Genomic DNA, 18,146 nt, shown 5'->3' on the forward strand with positions numbered 1-18,146 from the left:
CGGGCGCAAGCTCCCGGGAGTCAGTCAGGACAGCAGTGCAGGAACAGTTCGGGTTCGGGGACGGCCGCTCCGTGGGCCGGGGTGAACAACTCACTGTGTTCCCAGAGCACGGAGAATCCGGCCGCGGTGACCGTCGCGAGGAAGTCGTCGGGGGCGAAGCTGGACACGCGCATCTCCTGCCCCATGAAGACGACCGGGACGTCCTCGACGTCCAGCGGCACTGTCGCGACCGCCAGCACACCTCCGGGCTTCAGGAGCCGCCGGAGCTTCCGCAGCAACCGCTCCTGGTCGTCGCGCCCCATCTGCAACAGCGAGAAGTACGCGCACACCGCGTCGAACCCTCCCTCCTCCAGGGTCAGTTCGCGAATATCTGCGCAGACGAACGAGGCGTCCGGCACCTGACTCGCCGCCAGTTCCACCATGACGGGCGAGACATCGACGCCCAGTACGATGTGGCCGGCCTCGGCCAGGGTCGACGCGGTCGGCCGGCCCGTTCCGCTGCCGACGTCCAGCACCCGGCCACTCGGCGGGAGTTCACCCAGCAGACGCCGGAGCGAGGCGTGCCGGCCGGCCGAACCGGCGAATGCCCGCTCGTACTCGACGCCGAGAGCGTCGAACACCGCCGCGGCCGATCGGCCGTGGTCTCCGTCCATCGATGCGGTCCCTTCCTCGCTCCGGCGACTTCTCGCGATCGTCGCATCATCCGGGACGGTCATCAACGCCCGACTCCCCCGGGCCGTGTCCAACCGCCGTCCGCCGTGCACGACCGGCGCGGTGCCGACTTCGTCCGGTCACGGTGCGGGCGGCTCCGGAAAAACCGATACTCCGCCGGTGCCCGGGTTCACTACACTCGCCACCGATCACGCGCCACGAGTGGACGACCGGGCGCACACCGTGACAGGACAGGACGAGGGAGGACCGGCCATGTGCGACCGCACCGCCGCCGTCTCCCCCCGCTCACGGTACGAGGTGATCCTGGTGTCCCGGTGCCGCCGGTGCCCGCTGCGCGGTCGGCACCGGATGCCCGTGACGGGCAACTGACCCCGATTCGATCCGAGTCACCGCTTCGGCCGTATGCCGATGCGGTTGCCGGTGCCCGGGTTCCTCCGGGCGCCGCCTCGGGCCGGATCGTCGGCACATCGCGCCGCCCGATCCCGCATCATCCCGAAAGGCCATGGGCCGTGCGCACCAACCTGCTTCCTCGTTCCACCAGTCCGCTCCACCGTGTTCGCAACCTGGGCATCCTCGCCCACGTCGACGCGGGCAAGACCACCGTCACCGAGCGGATCCTGTACGCCACCGGCACCGTCCACAGACGCGGCGAGGTCCACGACGGGACGACCGTCACCGACTTCGACCCCCAGGAACGCGATCGCGGGATCACCATCTTCGCCGCCGCCGTGAGCTGCGCCTGGGACGACCACCGGATCAACCTCATCGACACTCCGGGCCATGTCGACTTCTCCGACGAGGTGGAGCGCTCGTTGCGGGTGCTCGACGGAGCGGTCGCGGTCTTCGACGCCGTGGCCGGAGTCGAACCCCAGAGCGAGTCGGTGTGGCGTCAGGCCGACCGGCACGGCGTGCCCCGGATCGCCTTCGTCAACAAACTGGACCGTGCCGGTGCCGACCTCGACACCGCGGTGTCGTCGATACGCGACAGGCTTCACCCTGTTCCGCTGGTCGTGCAGTTGCCGATCGGAGCCGAGGGCGGGTTCACCGGCGTGGTCGATCTGCTGCGCATGCGGTCGCTGGTCTGGCCGGACGATCACGGCACGTACGAGGAGGGGGAGGTACCGGACGCCCTGCGCGAGGAGGCGCACCGACGTCGTCGGCTGCTCGAGGAGGCCGTGGCGGAACTCCATCCGGCGGCGCTGGAGGAGTTCTGCGCGGAGTCGACGGTGTCCGCGCACACGCTGGCCGCGGCCCTGCGCGACCTGACCCGCACGGGTGAGGGCGTCGTCGTGCTGTGCGGTTCGGCCTACCGCGACCGCGGGATCGAGCCGTTGCTGGATGCCGTCGTGGCCTATCTGCCCTCCCCGTCGGACGTGCCCGCGGTGCGCGGCACGCTGGACGGTGCGGAGCAGGAGCGGCCCGCAGATCCCGAGGCGCCGTTCGCCGCGCTGGCGTTCAAGGTGAACTCGACGGCCACGGGGCGGCTCACCTGTCTGCGGGTGTACTCGGGAACCGTCCGGAAGGGGGACACGGTGCTGGACGCGGGTGCGCGGCGCAGTGAGCGCGTCGGCCGGATCCTGCGGATCCAGGCGGACCGGCATTGCGATGTGGACCGGGCGGTGGCCGGGGACATCGTCGCGGTGATCGGGCTGAAGGGGGCCCGTGCCGGGACGACCCTGTGCGCACCGGCGGCCCCTCTGGTCCTTGAGGCGCCCTCCGTGGCCGACCCGGTCGTCTCCGTGGCGGTGGAGGCGCGTCGTGGCGTGGGCACCGACCGTCTGGTGTCGGCCCTGGCGCGGCTGGTCGAGGAGGACCCGTCGCTGACGATCCGGACCGATCCCGAGACCGGCCAGACCGTGCTGTCGGGGATGGGTGAACTGCATCTGGAGGTCGCGGTGGAGAAGATCCGCCGCGCCCACGGGCTGGAGGTCGGTGTCGGCAGGCCCCGGGTCGCGTACCGGGAGACCGTCGTGCGCGGCGTGTCCGGGCTGGTGTACCGGCACGTCAAGCAGGACGGGGGCGCCGGCCAGTTCGCCCACCTGGTGCTCGACACCGCGCCGCTGGACACCCCCGGTGAGGCCGGCGGCGCCGCGACGGGCTTCGTGTTCCGGTCCACCGTCGTCGGCGGCCGGGTGCCGCAGGAGTACGTCCGGGCCGTGGAGGCGGGCTGCCGGGACGCCCTGGCCGAGGGTCCGCTCGCCGGTCACCCGGTGACCGGGCTGCGGGTCACCCTGACGGACGGGGCGACCCACTCCAAGGACTCCTCCGAGATGGCGTTCCGGACGGCCGGCCGACTCGCACTCCGTGAGGCGCTGCGCAACGGCGGCATGGCGTTGCTGGAGCCGGTGGTGGAGGTGACGGTCACCGTGCCCGAGGACGCCGTGGGAGGGGTGCTCGGCGACCTGGCCGCGCGGCGCGGACGGGTCTCGGGCTCGGTCGCCCGGTCCGGTACGTCGGTGATCACCGCGGCCGTGCCGCTGGCGGAGCTGTTCGGCTACGCCACGCGGCTGCGCAGCCGCACCCGGGGCCGGGGAACATTCACCACCCGGGCCACCGGGTACGCCCCGGCGCCGATCGCACCGGTCCACGGGGCGCCGCCCCGGTAGCCGACCGGCGGGCGGTCCCGCCCGTACGCGGGCGGGGCCGCTGCGGGGGCGGCGGCGAAGCCGTTGAGCGCCACGACGGCCGGGACCTGCGCGCCGCGCACCGGCCGGGCAGTGCCGTTGGACCTCTGCCCAGCCTTTGAGGTCACCGGAGCTGGACGGGCAACCGGCGAAACGTCCATGACTCGGCACGTCATGAACTGTCCCTCGTTCAGACGGGACGTCCTCCCGGAACGGCTGGCCGTGATGGCCCCCTGGTGAGGTGCGGGGGGAGACGACGGGCAGGACGAGGGGCGGCAGTCCGCCGCCGTCAGCGCGCCAGCCACAGACGGGCGTAGGGGCCGTTGCGGGAGAGGAGATCGGCGTGGGTGCCCTCCTCGGCAATGGCACCGGCGGCCAGGACGACGATGTGGTCCGCGCGGGCGGCGGTGGTGAGCCGGTGGGCGACGATCAGGGAGGTGCGTCCCTCGGCGAGTTTGGCCATGGCGTCGGAGACGGCTGCTTCGGTCACCGGGTCCAGGGCCGAGGTTGCTTCGTCGAGGAGGAGCACATCCGGCGAGATCAGCTGGGCGCGAGCGAGGGCTATGAGTTGGCGCTGGCCCGCGGACAGGGTGCGGCCGCCCTCCCCGACGGGGTGCCGGTAGCCACCGGGGAGTCGGGAGAGCAGTTCGTGAGCTCCAACGGCACGCGCCGCCGCCTCCACGTCGCCCTCGGCCGCTCCAGGACGTCCGTACGCGATGGCGTCGTAGACCGTGCCACCCGTCAGGTGTGGTTCCTGCGGGACAATGCCGAGGCGGCGCCGGTAGTCCCCGAGTTCCAGCGTGCGCAGGTCGTGCCCGTCCACGCGTACGGTTCCCGCAGTGACGTCGTAGAACCGGACGACCAGCTTCACGAGTGTCGACTTGCCCGCGCCGGTCTCTCCGACGAAAGCCACGGTCCGGCCGACCGGGATGCTCAGGCGCACCCCGTCCACCGCGTCGCGGGTCGCGCCCGGGTACCGGAAGCGGACGTCTTCGAAGTCGATCGTGCCCTTCAGCTGGGTTACGGGTAGCGGTTGCAGGGCCCGGGGAGTGCCGGTAGGGGTTGCGAAGAGCTCCAGGATGCGGCTGAGCCCGACCGACGCCTGCTGGTAGCCGTCGAAGACCTGGGAGAGCTGCAGGACGGAGGAGAACAGGACGTCCACGTAGAGAAGGAACACCACGAGCAGGCCCATGGTGAGGCCGCCGTCACGGGTCCGGTCCGCGCCGAAGGCCAGGACGCACGCGGCGGTGGCGCCCGGCAGGAGTTCCACGAAACCGAAGTAGCCGGCTGCGTACCACTGGGCGCGCAACCGGGCCGCGCGGTAGGCGGCGCTCTTGTCGGCGAACCGGTCGGCGCCGCGCTCTGTCTGGCGGAAGGCCTGGGCGATGCGCAGGCCCGCGACGTGCTCCTGCAGCTCCGCGTTGACCGCGCCGGACGTGTCGCGGGCGGCGCCGTACGCTCCTGCGGCCACCCACCGGAACAGCGCCGTCGCGACGGCCAGGGCCGGCAGGCCCGCGCACACCACCAGGCCGAGCCGCCAGTCCAGGACGAGCAGCACGGTCATCACGCAGACGGTGGAGATCAGGCTGACGGCCGCGGTGGCGAAGCCGGTCTGGGCGAACGCCGCGACCGACTCCACGTCCGCGGTCATCCTGGTCATGATCCGGCCGGACAGCTCGCGTTCGTAGTACGCGAGGTCGAGGCGCTGCAGATGGGCGAAGCCGCGCAGCCGCAGCACGTAGCGGAGGCGCTCGCCGAGGAGGCCGTTCGTCCTGATCTGGGCCATGCTGACCGCCCAGCCGGCGAGCACGATGGCGACGGCGGCCACCGAGGTCGCCAACACCACGTGCGAGGCCGCCTGTTGGATGCCGTCGTCGATGCCCGTGCGGATGAGCAACGGAACGAACACGCTCACCAGGGCGTCGAGCAGGACGAACACCGCCCCCAGGACGAGCGCGCGGCGGAAGGGGCGCAGCAGACCGCGCAGGCCGAAGCCGGGCTCCGCTTCGAGGACGGGCGCGGTGGCGGTGGGAGCGAGGGCGGCGAGCCGCGGCGGGACGGCGGCGTCCCGCCGCAGAGCTTCCGTGCTGAGGGCCGGGCCGGTGCCGAAGGGCACCAACTCGTCGTACGGAGCGGCGGTACGGGCTGCCGCGTCGTGGCGTCCGGCCTCCTCGTCGTCCGGGGCGGCGCACGCGAACAGGTCCCGGTACGCCGCCGAGCGCGCCATGAGCTCGTCGTGCGTGCCGGTGTCGCCGACCGTGCCGTCCTCCAGGAGGGCTATGCGGTCGGCGAGTCGAAGGGTGGAGCGGCGGCGGGCGACGAGCAGGGCGGTCCGGCCCCGCATGACCTTCCGGAGCTCGGCATGGATCGCCTCCTCGGTGCGGGGGTCGACGGCCGAGGTGGCGTCGTCGAGCAGCAGGACGCGAGGTTCGGTGATCAGGGCCCGGGCCAGGGCGATCCGCTGTCGTTGGCCGCCGGAGAGGGTGAAGCCCCGTTCGCCGACGGTGGTGTCGTAGCCGTGGGGCAGCTCGCGGATGAAGCCGTCGGCGCCGGCCGCCGTGGCCGCCGCCGTGATCTGGGCGTCCGTGGCCTCGGGGCGGCCGTAGGCGATGTTGTCGCGCACGGTTCCGGAGAACAGGAAGCTGTGTTCCGGGACCAGGCCGATTGCGGACCGCAGCGAGTCGAGGGCCAGGTCACGCACGTCGCTGCCCCCGATGCGCACGGCTCCGCCCCGCACGTCGTAGAAGCGCGGCAGCAGCAGCGAGACCGTGGACTTGCCGGAGCCGGGCGCTCCGACCAGGGCGAGCGTCTCGCCCGGCCGGACGGTGAGGGAGAGTCCGTTCAGCACGGGGCGTGCGTCCGCGCGTGTCTCCTCGTCGTGGTGTGCCTCGGCCCCCTCGTACCCGAACGTGACGTCGGTCAGCTCGATGCCGAGAGGACCCGGCGGCAGCTGTCGCGCATCGGGGCGGTCCGTGATGCCGGGGCGGGTGTCGATCACTTCGAGGACTCGGACGACGCTGGCCCGCGCCTGGTGGAGGCCGGTCACCACGGTGGCCAGGCCGCGCAGCGGCGAGACGATCTGGGCCACATAGGTGGAGAACGCGACGAACGTGCCGAGGGAGATGGCGCCGCGCGAGGCCATCCAGCCCCCGGTGGCGAGGATGCCGACCTGGCCCAGGAGCGGCAGGGCCTGCAGAGTCGACCCGTACAGAGCGTTGAGGCGTATGACGCCCTGCCGTGCGGTGAACAGGGCGTTCGCGACGGCACCGAGCCTGCGCAGCTCACGGTCCTCCTGCCCGAACCCCTTGACGACACGGACGCCGGCGACCGCGTCGTCGACGACCGAGGCGACGGCGGCCTCGCGCTGCCGCGCCTCCAGGGTGGCCGGGTACAGGCGTCTGCTGCTGTGCCAGGCCGTGTGGAGGAGCGGCGGCAGGACGAGCAGCATGACCAGGGTGAGCAGCGGCGACAGGGCGAGCATGACGGCGAGGGACAGGATGAGGAGCAGAACGCTGCCGAGGATGGTGGGCAGCATCGCGAGCAGGCCCTGCGCCATGGACAGGTCGTAGATCGACCGGCTGACGACCTGGCCCGTTTGCAGGGCGTCCTGGCCCGCGCCGTCCAGGCGGGAGAGCGCGGTGAAGGTACGCATCCGCAGGTCGTGCTGGACGTCGCAGGACAGCCGCGCCGCCAGGCAGCGCTGGGCGGCGCCGGCGCCGAAGCGCGCGAAGCCGGCCAGCAGGAGCACCAGCAGACAGGGCAGCAACGGGAGTTCGTCCGCGAGGATCACCCGGTCGACGATGGCCCGGGAGATCAGCGGCACGGCCGCTGCTGCCACGATGGCGGCCACGGTGGCGCCGAGGGTGAGGGCGATGGTGCGTGGGTAGCGGCGGCAGCAGCCGAGGAGGCGCCGTATCGGCGCGCCGGGGGCGGCGGACATGCCCCGCATGCCGGATGCACCGGGTGCGCCCGACGTGCCGGACACGTCGCTGCGACGCGACTCCCGCCGTTGGGTGGAGGACGTCACTTGCCTTCCTCGTCGCCGGCAAGCCCCTGGTCCTCGCCCGCGAGCCCGTCCTCGCCCGCCGCGAGCGCGCCGAGCTTCGCGGCCACCGCGCCGGAGATCTCCTTGAGCGGACCCGACGTGACGAGTTCGAGGTGCGTGCAGTCCACGGAGTGTTCGGTGATGCGTCCCTCCACGTACGGGGCCCACAAGGTGCGGGCGTCGAGCCGGTCGGGGCGTCCGCGGGCCGCCGTGAAGAACTCCATGTCGCCGCGGAGTACCGCGGGACGGAACCGGGCGGAGACCCGCATGCCGTTGGCGCAGACGGCCGCGACCCGGGCGAGCGTCCTCTCGTCGAGTCCGGCGAGCGCGCCGCCCTGGCGGCGCAGCAGCTCCGCTGCCCTGACGAGTGGCGGCACGGTGCCGTCGCGCAGGTCGTCGTCAATGCCCATGTCGTGCAGGAGTCCCTGCAGAATGGTCACCTCGTCCAGCCCGTCCGGCTCATCCGGCCCGCCCGGCTCGTCGTCGCGCGGGTAGCCGTCGAGGAGCCCCAGGTAGGCGACTGTCTCGCCCTGCTCCTGAAGGGCCGTCGCGACGGCGTACGCGGCGAGCGCCCCGAAGGACCAGCCGAGGAGGTGGTACGGGCCCGAGGGCTGGACCTCGCGGATCCGCTCCGCGTAGTCGGCGGCCATCTCCTCCAGTGAGCCGGGCAGCCGCTGCTCCTCCGCGATGCCGCGCGCCTGGAGTCCGTACACCGGCTGGTCGGGGCCGAGGTGCTGCAGCATGCCCACGTAGGCCCAGCTGAGACCGCTCGCGGGGTGGACGCAGAACAGCGGAGGCCGGCTGCCGTCGGCACGCATGGGCATCAGCACGGCGAGGCCGTCGCCGATGTCGTCGCCGTCGAACCGCTGGACGAGGCCCGCAATGGTGGGCGCCTCGAACAGCGCCCGCAGCGAGACCCGTACGCCGAACACCGTTCTGATGCGGTTGAGCAGGCGAATGGCGAGCAGCGAGTGGCCACCGAGGTCGAAGAAGCTGTCGTCGATCCCGACCCCGGTCACGCCGAGGACCTCCGCGAACAGGCCGCACAGGGCCTCTTCCTGAGGGTTGCGCGGGGCGCGCCCGGTGCCGGCACGCACCTCGGCGGCGGGCAGCGCGCGCCGGTCGAGCTTGCCGTTCGGGGTGAGGGGGAAGGAGTCCAGGGCCACCAGGGTCGCAGGCACCATGAAGTCCGGCAGGGCGGAGGCGAGGCGCCCCCGCAGCTCGGTGAGGTCGAGCGCGGTGCCGTCGGCGGGCACGACGTACGCGACCAGACGCCGGTCACCGGGCCTGTCCTCGCGGACCACGGCGGCGGCGCGGGCGATCTGCGACTGCGCCGTCAGCGCCGCCTCGACCTCGCCGAGTTCGACCCGGAAGCCCCGCAGCTTGACCTGCTCGTCGACGCGCCCCAGGAACTCCAGGTCGCCGGTGCGGCGTCGGCGCATGAGGTCACCGGTGCGGTACATACGGGCGCCCGGGGGGCCGTACGGGTCGGCCACGAACCGTACGGCCGTCAGGCCGGGGCGGCCCGCGTATCCGCGCGCCAACTGGGCCCCGGCGACGTAGAGCTCGCCGGGGACGCCAACGGGCACCGGCCGCAGCCGGTCGTCGAGGACATACGCGCGTACGTTGCGCACGGGGTGTCCCACCGGCAGGTACGCCTCACCGCGGCCGTCGGCGCCCAGCGCGGCGATCCGCGCCTCGTGGTGGGTGACCTGGACCGTGGACTCGGTGGGTCCGTACAGGTTGACGCACGGTACGTGCCACGTTTCCCGGGCGAGTTCTGCCAGGGCGGCGGGCAGTGGTTCGCCGCCCACGAACAGCCGCCGCAGCACGGACGTGCCGCCCACCGTGACGGCGGCGGCGCACAGCTCGGACAGCAGGGAGGGCACGACCTGGACGACGGTGATGCCGTGGCCACTGATGTGATCGGCCAACTGATGTACGTCCGTGGCCACTTCGTCGGACACCACGTGGGCGGAGGCCCCGGTCAGGAGCGGCAGCCATGTCTCCCACACCGACGCGTCGAAGCTGAACGCCGTCCGGACGAGCACGCGGTCCGAGCCGTCCAGCGGGTATTCCTCGGCCATCCAGCGCAGATGGCCGGTGACCGCCGCGTGTGCGACCGTGACGCCCTTCGGCCGGCCCGTGGAGCCCGAGGTGTAGATCACGTACGCGGGGTGGCCGGGCAGGAGGGGGCGCGGCCGGTGCGCGTCCGTCACGTCTGATCCGGACTCCCGGGCGACCTCCGCGGCCACGTCCTCCAGGACGGATGCGGCACACGGCACGCGGTCCCGCTCGGCCGCTGCGGTGAGCACCACCGCGGGCCGGACGTCCGCCAGCATGTGCGCGATGCGCGCGGCCGGGTACCGCGGGTCCACGGGCAGATAGGCCGCCCCCGCCTTCAGCACCGCCAGCATCGCCACAACGGTGTCCGCGGAGCGCGGCAGCACCAGGGCCACCGTGGCCTCGGGTCCCGCGCCCCGCCCGATCAGGTACCGGGCCAGGCGGTTCGCGCGGGCGTTCAGCTCCGCGTAGCTGATTTCAACTTCCTCGAACAGCAGGGCCGTTGCCTCGGGTGTCCGCGCCACCTGGTCCTCGAAGAGGTCGACCAGGGTGCGTTCCGTGACGTCCTCGCAAGCCCCCTGCCAACCCGTCAGCAGGTCTTCGTACTCCTGGGCGGAGAGGATCTCCAGCTCCCCGACCGGCCGGTCTGGTTCGGCCGTCGCGGCGGCCAGCAGCCGCCCGAACCGCTCGGCGATCCCCTCGACCGTCACCCGGTCGAACAGGTCGACCGCGAACTCGAAGGCGCCGTTGAGCCCTGCTTCACCGCCGTCCGCGTCCTCCGTCTCGTGCACGCTCAGCGACAGGTCGAACTTCGCCGTGTCAGCGGGTGTGCCCTGCTGCTCCAGCGTCACACCGGACAGCCGCATGTCGGCACGGGGGTTGTTCTGGAAGTTCAGCACGACCTGGAACAGGGGGTGCCGGGAGGTGGAGCGGGCGGGATTGACGACCTCGACGAGGTGCTCGAAGGGCACGTCCTGGTGTGCGTACGCGGCGAGGTCGGTCTCGCGGACCCGCTCCACCAGCTCGCGGAAGGTGGGGTCACCGGAGACATCGGTGCGCAGCACGAGGGTGTTGACGAAGAACCCGACCAGGCCGTCGAGTGCCTCGTCCGTGCGGCCCGCCACCGGCGAGCCGATCGGGATGTCCGTGCCCGCGCCGAGCCGCGACAGGAGTGCGGCGAAGGCCGCCTGCACCACCATGAACACACTGGCGCCCGACGCGCGGGCCAGCCCGGCGAGACGGCCGTGCAACTCCGCGTCGAGGGCGAACTCCACGAGCTCGCCCCGGTACGAGGACGCCGTGGGCCTGCTCCGGTCGGTGGGCAGGTCCAACTGTGCGGGCAGCGCCGCCAGTTGGGTCTGCCAATGGGCGAGCTGTCGGCTCAGCAGGCTGTCGGGGTCGTTCTCGTCGCCGAGCAGCTCGCGCTGCCAGAGCGCGTAGTCGGCGTACTGCACCGGCAGCGGCTGCCACTCCGGTGCGTGCCCGGCGGCCCGTGCCTCGTACGCCTCGGCGAGATCCCGCGCCAGGGGTTCCAGGGACCAGCCGTCACCGGCGATGTGGTGCAACACCACAACCAGGACGTGCGCGGCCTCGTCCACGGCGAACAGCCGTGCGCGAAGGGGCGGTTCGGACGCCAAGTCGAAGCCGCGCGACGTCTCGGCCGCCACCGCGTCGGCGAGCTCCGCCCCGGAGACCGGTACCGCCATCAGGGACGGGCAGGCATCACCAGTGGCCAGGAGGTGCTGGTACGGGGTGCCGTCGGTGCCCTCGGGGAAGACCGTGCGCAGCGATTCGTGGCGGGTGATGACATCGCGCAGAGCCGTGGCGAGGGCGTCCCGGTCGAGGGTTCCGGTGAGACGCAGGGCGATCGGGAGGTTGTACGTCGATGACGTCTCGCCCTCCAGACGGTTCAGGAACCAGAGCCGGCGCTGGGCGAACGACAGCGGGACCTCGACCGGGCGCTCCATCGGCACGAGCGCGGTGCGGGCCTCGCCCGCCTGCGCCACCCGCTCGGCGAGCTGGACCACGGTGGGTCCCTCGAAGAGCGCGCGCAGCGGCAGTTCCACGCCCAGACGGGTACGGACACGGCTGATCAGACGAGTCGCGAGCAGGGAATGACCGCCCAGATCGAAGAAGCTGTCGTCGATCCCGACCTTCTCCACCCCGAGCACCTCGGCGAAGGCCGCGCACAGCACCTGCTCGTGGCCGTTGCGCGGACCACGGCCCGCACCGGCCGCCCCGTACTCGGGTGCGGGCAGGGCGCGCCGGTCCAGCTTGCCGTTCGCCGTCAGGGGCAGCGCGTCCAGGACCACGACCGCCGCCGGGACCATGAACTCCGGCAGCCGGCCGCTCAGGAAGCGGCGTATGCCGGCGGCGTCGGCCTCCTCGCCCTCGCGGGGCACGACATAGGCGACGAGGCGTTTGCCGCCGGGCCCGTCCTCACGGGCCACCACCGCGACCTGGGCGACATCCCGATGCGACGCGACAACCGCCTCGACCTCACCAGGCTCCACCCGGAACCCACGAACCTTCACCTGGAAGTCCGCACGCCCCAGAAACTCCACCGTGCCATCCGCCCGCCACCGGCCCAGATCACCCGAACGGTACATACGCTCACCCGAACCCACGAACGGATCCGCCACAAACCGCTCCGCCGACAGACCCGGACGATTCAGATACCCACGCGCCAACTGCGCACCCGTCAAGTACAGCTCACCCGCCACACCCACCGGCACCAGACGCAGAGCCTCGTCCAGGACATACACACGGCTGTTCGCCACCGGTGCGCCGATCGACGGCAGCACCGGCCACTCCGCCGGATCACCCTCCAGGGAGAGTGCGGTCGCCGCGTGGGTTTCGGTCGGACCGTAGTGGTTGTGCAGCCGCCGGCCCGGCACCGACGCGAAGAACTCCCGCACCGGACCGTGCAGGGTCAGCGCCTCACCGGCCTGCGCCACATCCATCAACGCCGGGAGCGGCAGACCGAGTTCGCACGACGTCTCCGCGACGGCCTCGATCATCAGGTTCGGCGCGTACAGCTCGTGCACGTCGTGCCGGTGAAGCCAGCGGACCAGCTCGGCGGCGTCCTTGCGGACGTCCTCACGCGGCAGCGCGAGGGTTCCGCCCGACCACAGGGCCGTGAAGATCTCCTGTGCCGCGACGTCGAAACTGATGGAGGTGAACTGGGCGGTGGTCACCCCGGACGACGCCCCGGCCGTCACGCCGGACGTCACCCGGGTCGCGCGGCCTCGGTGGTGCCAGGCAAGGAGGTTGGTCATCGCCCCGGCCGGGAACACCACAGCCTTCGGCCGCCCCGTCGACCCGGACGTGTACATCACGTACAACGGATGCTCCGGCCGCAGCCGGCCACCACGCTCCGCCGCCGACAGATCGGCATCCGCATACCCGGCCACCGTCTCCGCCGCGACCTCGACACCCCGCCCCGCCAGGCCCTCGGGCAGCCGCGCCAGGGTCTCCTCCGAGCCCAGCACACACACCGGATCGGCGTCCTGGAGCATGTAGTCGATGCGCTCGGCCGGATAGGCCGGGTCCACCGGCAGGTATGCCGCCCCCGACTTGACCGCGGCCAGCAACGCCACCGGCAACCACTCCGAACGCGGCAGTATCAGCGCCACGACCCGCTCGGGACCGGCGCCCTGTTCCACCAGCACACGGGCCAGACGATTCGCCCGCGCGTTCACCTCGGCGTACGACAGCTCCACGCCCTCGAACACGACCGCCGTCGTCTCGGGCGTCCGCGCCACCCGCTGCTCGAACGCCACCGGCAAAGACACCCACGGAACCGCGACTTCCATGGTGTTCGGGAACTTGAGCAGGTCGCGCCGCTCGACGTCCGACAGCACCTCCAGCTCGCCCACCGGGCGGTCTGCATCGGCCACCGCCGCGGCGAGCACCCGGCCGAACCCCTCCACAAGTCTCTCGGCCGTCGCCCGGTCGAAGAGGTCGGTGGAGAACTCCAGGACGCCGGTGAGGCCGTCGGGCCGTCCGTCGGGGGCGGTGCGCTCGGCGACGCTCAGGAACAGGTCGAACTTGGCGGAGCCCGTGGCCGTGAGGCTCTCCACGTCGAGGCCCGGCATGGTGAGCTGGGCCGTTTCGTTGTTCTGGAACGCCAGCATCACCTGGAACAGCGGGTGGCGCGACATCGAGCGTTCCGGATTGAGGACCTCCACCAAGTACTCGAACGGCACATCCTGATGCGCGTACGCGGCAAGGTCGGTCTCGCGGACCCGCTCCACCAGCTCGCGGAAGGTGGGAGCGCCGGAGAGGTCCGTCCGTAGTACGAGGGTGTTCACGAAGAAGCCGACGAGGTCGTCCAGCGCTTCGTCCGTACGTCCGGCGATCGGGGAACCGATCGGGATGTCCGTACCGGCCCCGAGCCTCGACAGGAGCGCGGCGAAGGCCGCGCGCACCACCATGAACACACTCGCGCCGGACTCCCGGGCCAGCTCGGTCAGGCGGGTGTGGACCTCCGCGTCCACGTCCAGTTCCACCTGGTCGCCCCGGAAGGACGCCACCACGGGGCGGGGGCGGTCGGCCGGGAGTGCGAGCTGCTCGGGAAGATCTGCCAAGTGCCGCTTCCAGTAGGCGATCTGACGACTCAGCAGGCTGTCGGGGTCGGACTCGCGGCCGAGCAGCTCACGCTGCCACAGCGCGTAGTCGGCGTACTGCACCGGCAGCGGCTGCCACTCCGGTGCGTGCCCGGCGGCCCGTGCCTCGTACGCCTCCGCCAGATCCCGCGCCAGCGGCGCCATCGACCACCCGTCACCGGCGATGTGGTGCAGCAGCACGAACACCACATGGGCTCCGTCGGGCAGGGCGAACAGGGCGGCCCTGACCGGTGGTTCGGACCTCAGGTCGAAGCCATGTCCGGCCGTCGCCGCGATCGCGCCGTCGATGTCCTCCTCGCTCATCTCCCTGACCGGCATGTCCACCGTGGCGTCCGCCGCGTCCAGGACACGCTGGACGGGCACGCCGTCCTCGCCCTCGGGGAAGACCGTGCGCAGCGACTCATGGCGTACGACGACGTCCCGCAGCGCGGTCCGCAGCGCCTCCCGGTCCAGCTCGCCCGCCAGGCGGAAGGCGAGAGGCACGTTGTACGTGGCGGCTTCGGCGCCCTCGAAACGGTTCAGGAACCACAGACGCGACTGGGCGAAGGACAGGGGCACCGTCTCCGGGCGCACGGCCGGCGCGAGGGCGTTCCGTGCAGCTCCGGCGCCCGCGATGCGCTCCGCGAGCCGCGCCACCGAGGACGCGTCGAACAGGTCCCGCAGCGGCACCTCCACGCCGAGGACGGTGCGGATCCGGCTGACCACGCGGGTAGCGAGGAGCGAGTGCCCGCCGAGGTCGAAGAAGCCGTCGTCGATGCCGACCCGGTCCAGGCCGAGCGTCTCGGCGAAGATCGCGCAGAGGGCTTCCTCCCGGCCGTCGCGGGGGCGGCGCTCCGAGGCCGCGTACCGCGGTGCGGGCAGCGCGCGCCGGTCGAGCTTGCCGTTGGGAGTCAGCGGCAGCTCGGTCAGGGGCACAATCGCGGCCGGCACCATGTAGTCGGGCAGAAGCGCGGCAACGGAACGGCGCAGCTCGGCCGGGTTCACGGATGCCTCGCCGTGAACGGACGCCCCTGCGTGGGCGGGCACGACGTACGCGACCAGGCGCTTGTCTCCCGGTCGGTCCTCCCGGACCACCACGGCCGATTGGGCGACGTCCGGGTGACGGGTGAGAGCGGCCTCCATCTCGCCCGGCTCGATACGGAAGCCGCGGACCTTCATCTGGCCGTCCGCGCGTCCGGCGTATTCGAGGTTGCCGACACCGTTCCAGCGGACGAGGTCTCCAGTGCGGTACATGCGTGAACCGGCGGGACCGTAGGGGTTGGCCATGAAGCGTTCGGCGGTCAGCGCGGGGCGGCCGAGGTAGCCGCGGGCCAGGCCGTGCCCGGCGATGTAGAGCTCCCCGATGGTGCCCGAGGGCACCGGCCGCAACGACGCGTCGAGAACGTACACCTGGGTGTTCGCGAGCGGGCGTCCGATGGGCGGAACCCCGGGGCCGTTGGTCACCTCGGCAAGCGTGGAGACGATGGTGACCTCGGTCGGACCGTATGCGTTGATGACGCTCTCGGCGTACTCGCACATGGTTTGGGCGAGGCCGACGGGCAGGGTCTCACCACCGGCCAGCGCCCGCAGCCCCCGGAGCATATCCGGGTCGTGCGCCACCAAGGTCTGCCACAGCGAAGGCGTCGCGTGCATGAGGGTGACCCCCGCACTCCTGATCAGCTCCCGCAGCAGTGCGGGCCGGGACGCCTCGTCCTTCTCGGCGAGCACCAGGCGCGCGCCCGCGAGCAGCGGCAGGAGGATCTCCATGGTGGCGAGATCGAAGGCGACCGTCGCCAACGCAAGAACCCGGTCGTCCGGTGTCAGCCGCAGCCGTTCCAGGAGCGAAGTCAGCTGGTTGGCCAGTGCCGCGTGCGGGACGACCACACCCTTGGGCGTGCCCGTCGAACCCGATGTGTAGATCACGTATGCCGGATCGCCGGGCGTGGGACCGGACACCGGGGGCCCGCCGGCCGCGTGGTCGGCAAAGCCGCCCGCCATGTCGTCCGGGCCGAGCACCAGATGTGCGTCGGAGTCCTGGATCATGAAATCCACACGCGCGGCCGGGTGGTCCCGGTCGATGGGCACATAGGCGCCCCCGGCCTTCAGCACGCCGAGGAGTGCCACCACCAGGTCGACCGACCTCGGCAGCGTCAGCGCCACACGCCGCTCCGGCCCGACACCGCGCTCGGCAAGCCAACTCGCGACCCGGTTGGCCCGGTCGTTCAACTCCGCGTACGAAAGCGCCACTTTGCCGTGCACCACGGCTGTGGCGTCCGGTGTCGCGGCGGCCCGGCGCGCGAAGAGACCGGGCACGGTGAGGTCCGGGGCCGAGGCCGCGGTGTCGTTCAGGCCGTGCAGCAGCCGCTCACGCTCGCCCGGCCGAAGTACGTCGGCGGCGCCGATCCGCAACTCGGGGTCGCCGACCACCTGCCGGATCAGGCCGTGGAACCGCTCGGCCATCGCCTCGACCGTCTCGTGGTCGAACAGGTCGGTGGCGTAGCGGAAGGCGCCCATGAGCCCGGCCGGGCCTCCGTCGTCCGTGCGCCGCTCGCCGAGCGTGACGGCCAGATCGAACTGGATGACGTCCATGGGCGTCGCGGCGGCGGACACGGTGAGCCCCGGCAGGCCCAGTTCGGCCTGCTCGTTGTTCTGGAAGGCGAGCATCACCTGGAACAGTGGGTGGTGGGACATCGACCGGACGGGGTTGAGGACCTCCACCAGCTGTTCGAAGGGCACGTCCTGGTGGGTGTGGGCCCCCAGATCGGTCTCGCGCACACGGTCGATCAGTTCACGGAAGGTGGGGTCGCCGGACAGATCGGTGCGCAGCACCAGGGTGTTGATGAAGAAGCCGACGAGATCGTCGAGCGCCTCGTCCGTACGTCCGGCGATCGGCGAGCCGATCGGGATGTCCGTACCGGCCCCGAGCCGTGACAGGAGCACCGCGAGGACGGCCCGCACGACCATGAACTCGCTGGCGCCGCAGGCACGGGCGAGATCTGTGATCCTCCGGTGGAGATCCGCGTCCAGCGTGAACGGCACGAGGCCGCCGCGGTTGGTGGGGACCGCGGGGCGAGGCCGGTCGAACGGCAGCTCCAACTGCTCCGGCAGGGCGTCCAGTTGCTGCTTCCAGTAACCGATCTGCCGGCCGAGCGGGCTCTCCGGGTCGGACTCCTCGCCGAGGGCGTCGCGCTGCCAGAGCGCGTAGTCGACGTACTGGACCGGCAGGGGCTCCCACTCCGGGGCACCGCCCGCGGCCCGGGCGGCGTATGCGGTGGCCAGGTCGCGTGCGAGGGGGACCATGGACCAGCCGTCACCGGCGATGTGATGGAGGACGACGACCAGCACGTGGGTGGTGTCGTCGATCACGAACAGCTCGGCGCGGAGGGGACGTTCGTTGGTCAGATCGAACCCGCGCCGCGTCGTCCGGGCGATCGCCTCGGCGACCTCGTCCTCGCGGATCGGCCGGGCCGGGAGGGTGATCCGCGTGTTCTCGGGGATTCCCTCGGCGACGTTCCGGGGTACGGGGAGCACGTTCTGGTAGGGGGTGCCGTCGGGTTTCTCCGGGAAGACGGTGCGCAGGGTCTCGTGTCGAGCCGTCAGGTCGTCGAGGGCCGCACGCAGAGCGTCCCGGTCCAGCGTCCCGGTGAGTCGCAGGGCGATGGGGATGTTGTACGTGGCGGCCTCGGCGCCTTCGAAGCGGTTGAGGAACCACAGCCGCCGCTGAGCGTACGACAGCGGGACGCGGGCGGGCCGCACGGCGGGACGCAGCGCGGCCCGTGCGGTGTCCGCCCGCTCGACGCGGCGCGCCAGCCGGTCGACCGTGGGTCCTTCGAAGAGGGCGCGCAGCGGCAGTTCGGCGTTCAGGACGGTGCGGATGCGGCTGATGACGCGGGTGGCGAGCAGGGAGTGTCCGCCCAGTTCGAAGAAGCTGTCGTCGATCCCGACGTTCTCCACGCCGAGCACCTCGGCGAAGATCGCGCACAGAGCCCGTTCGCCTTCCGTGCGCGGGGCACGGAAGGCCACGACCGCCGCATAGTCCGGGGCGGGCAGGGCTCGCTTGTCGATCTTGCGGTGGGCGGTGAGGGGCAGCTCGGGCAGACTGACCACCGCGGCCGGGACCATGAACTCGGGCAG

Annotated in this window: 5 protein-coding genes; 2 read left to right on the top strand and 3 right to left on the bottom strand. The window is 72.1% G+C overall.

What is annotated here, in order from left to right:
• Positions 1–20: 20 nt before the first annotated feature.
• Positions 21–653: a class I SAM-dependent methyltransferase gene (locus tag ACF1CT_RS18910; protein ID WP_391784994.1), complete on the bottom strand. Its 633-nt coding sequence runs from the start codon at positions 651–653 to the stop codon at positions 21–23.
• Between the two features lie 178 nt (positions 654–831).
• On the opposite strand from ACF1CT_RS18910, the gene ACF1CT_RS18915 reads away from it, so the two are divergent.
• Together ACF1CT_RS18915 and fusA are read left to right on the top strand one after the other, a co-directional pair.
• On the top strand, positions 832–1,041 hold the full coding sequence (locus ACF1CT_RS18915) for a hypothetical protein (protein ID WP_391784995.1): 210 nt from the start codon (positions 832–834) through the stop codon (positions 1,039–1,041).
• 140 nt (positions 1,042–1,181) lie between these two features.
• Complete coding sequence (gene fusA, locus ACF1CT_RS18920; RefSeq protein ID WP_391784996.1) at positions 1,182–3,278, top strand: elongation factor G; 2,097 nt, start codon at positions 1,182–1,184, stop codon at positions 3,276–3,278.
• Positions 3,279–3,585: 307 nt separating this feature from the next.
• Here the strand turns inward: fusA and ACF1CT_RS18925 are convergent, their stop codons facing one another.
• Entirely contained in the window at positions 3,586–7,323 is a 3,738-nt protein-coding gene (locus tag ACF1CT_RS18925; protein WP_391784997.1) for an ABC transporter ATP-binding protein, read from the bottom strand.
• The gene (locus ACF1CT_RS18930; protein WP_391784998.1) at positions 7,320–18,119 is read right to left on the bottom strand and encodes an amino acid adenylation domain-containing protein; all 10,800 of its coding nucleotides are present in this window, start codon (positions 18,117–18,119) and stop codon (positions 7,320–7,322) included. The genes ACF1CT_RS18925 and ACF1CT_RS18930 overlap by 4 nt, the downstream gene beginning before the upstream one ends.
• Positions 18,120–18,146: the final 27 nt, after the last annotated feature.

This window comes from Streptomyces sp. NPDC014734, assembly GCF_043083325.1.
Lineage (GTDB): Bacteria > Actinomycetota > Actinomycetes > Streptomycetales > Streptomycetaceae > Streptomyces.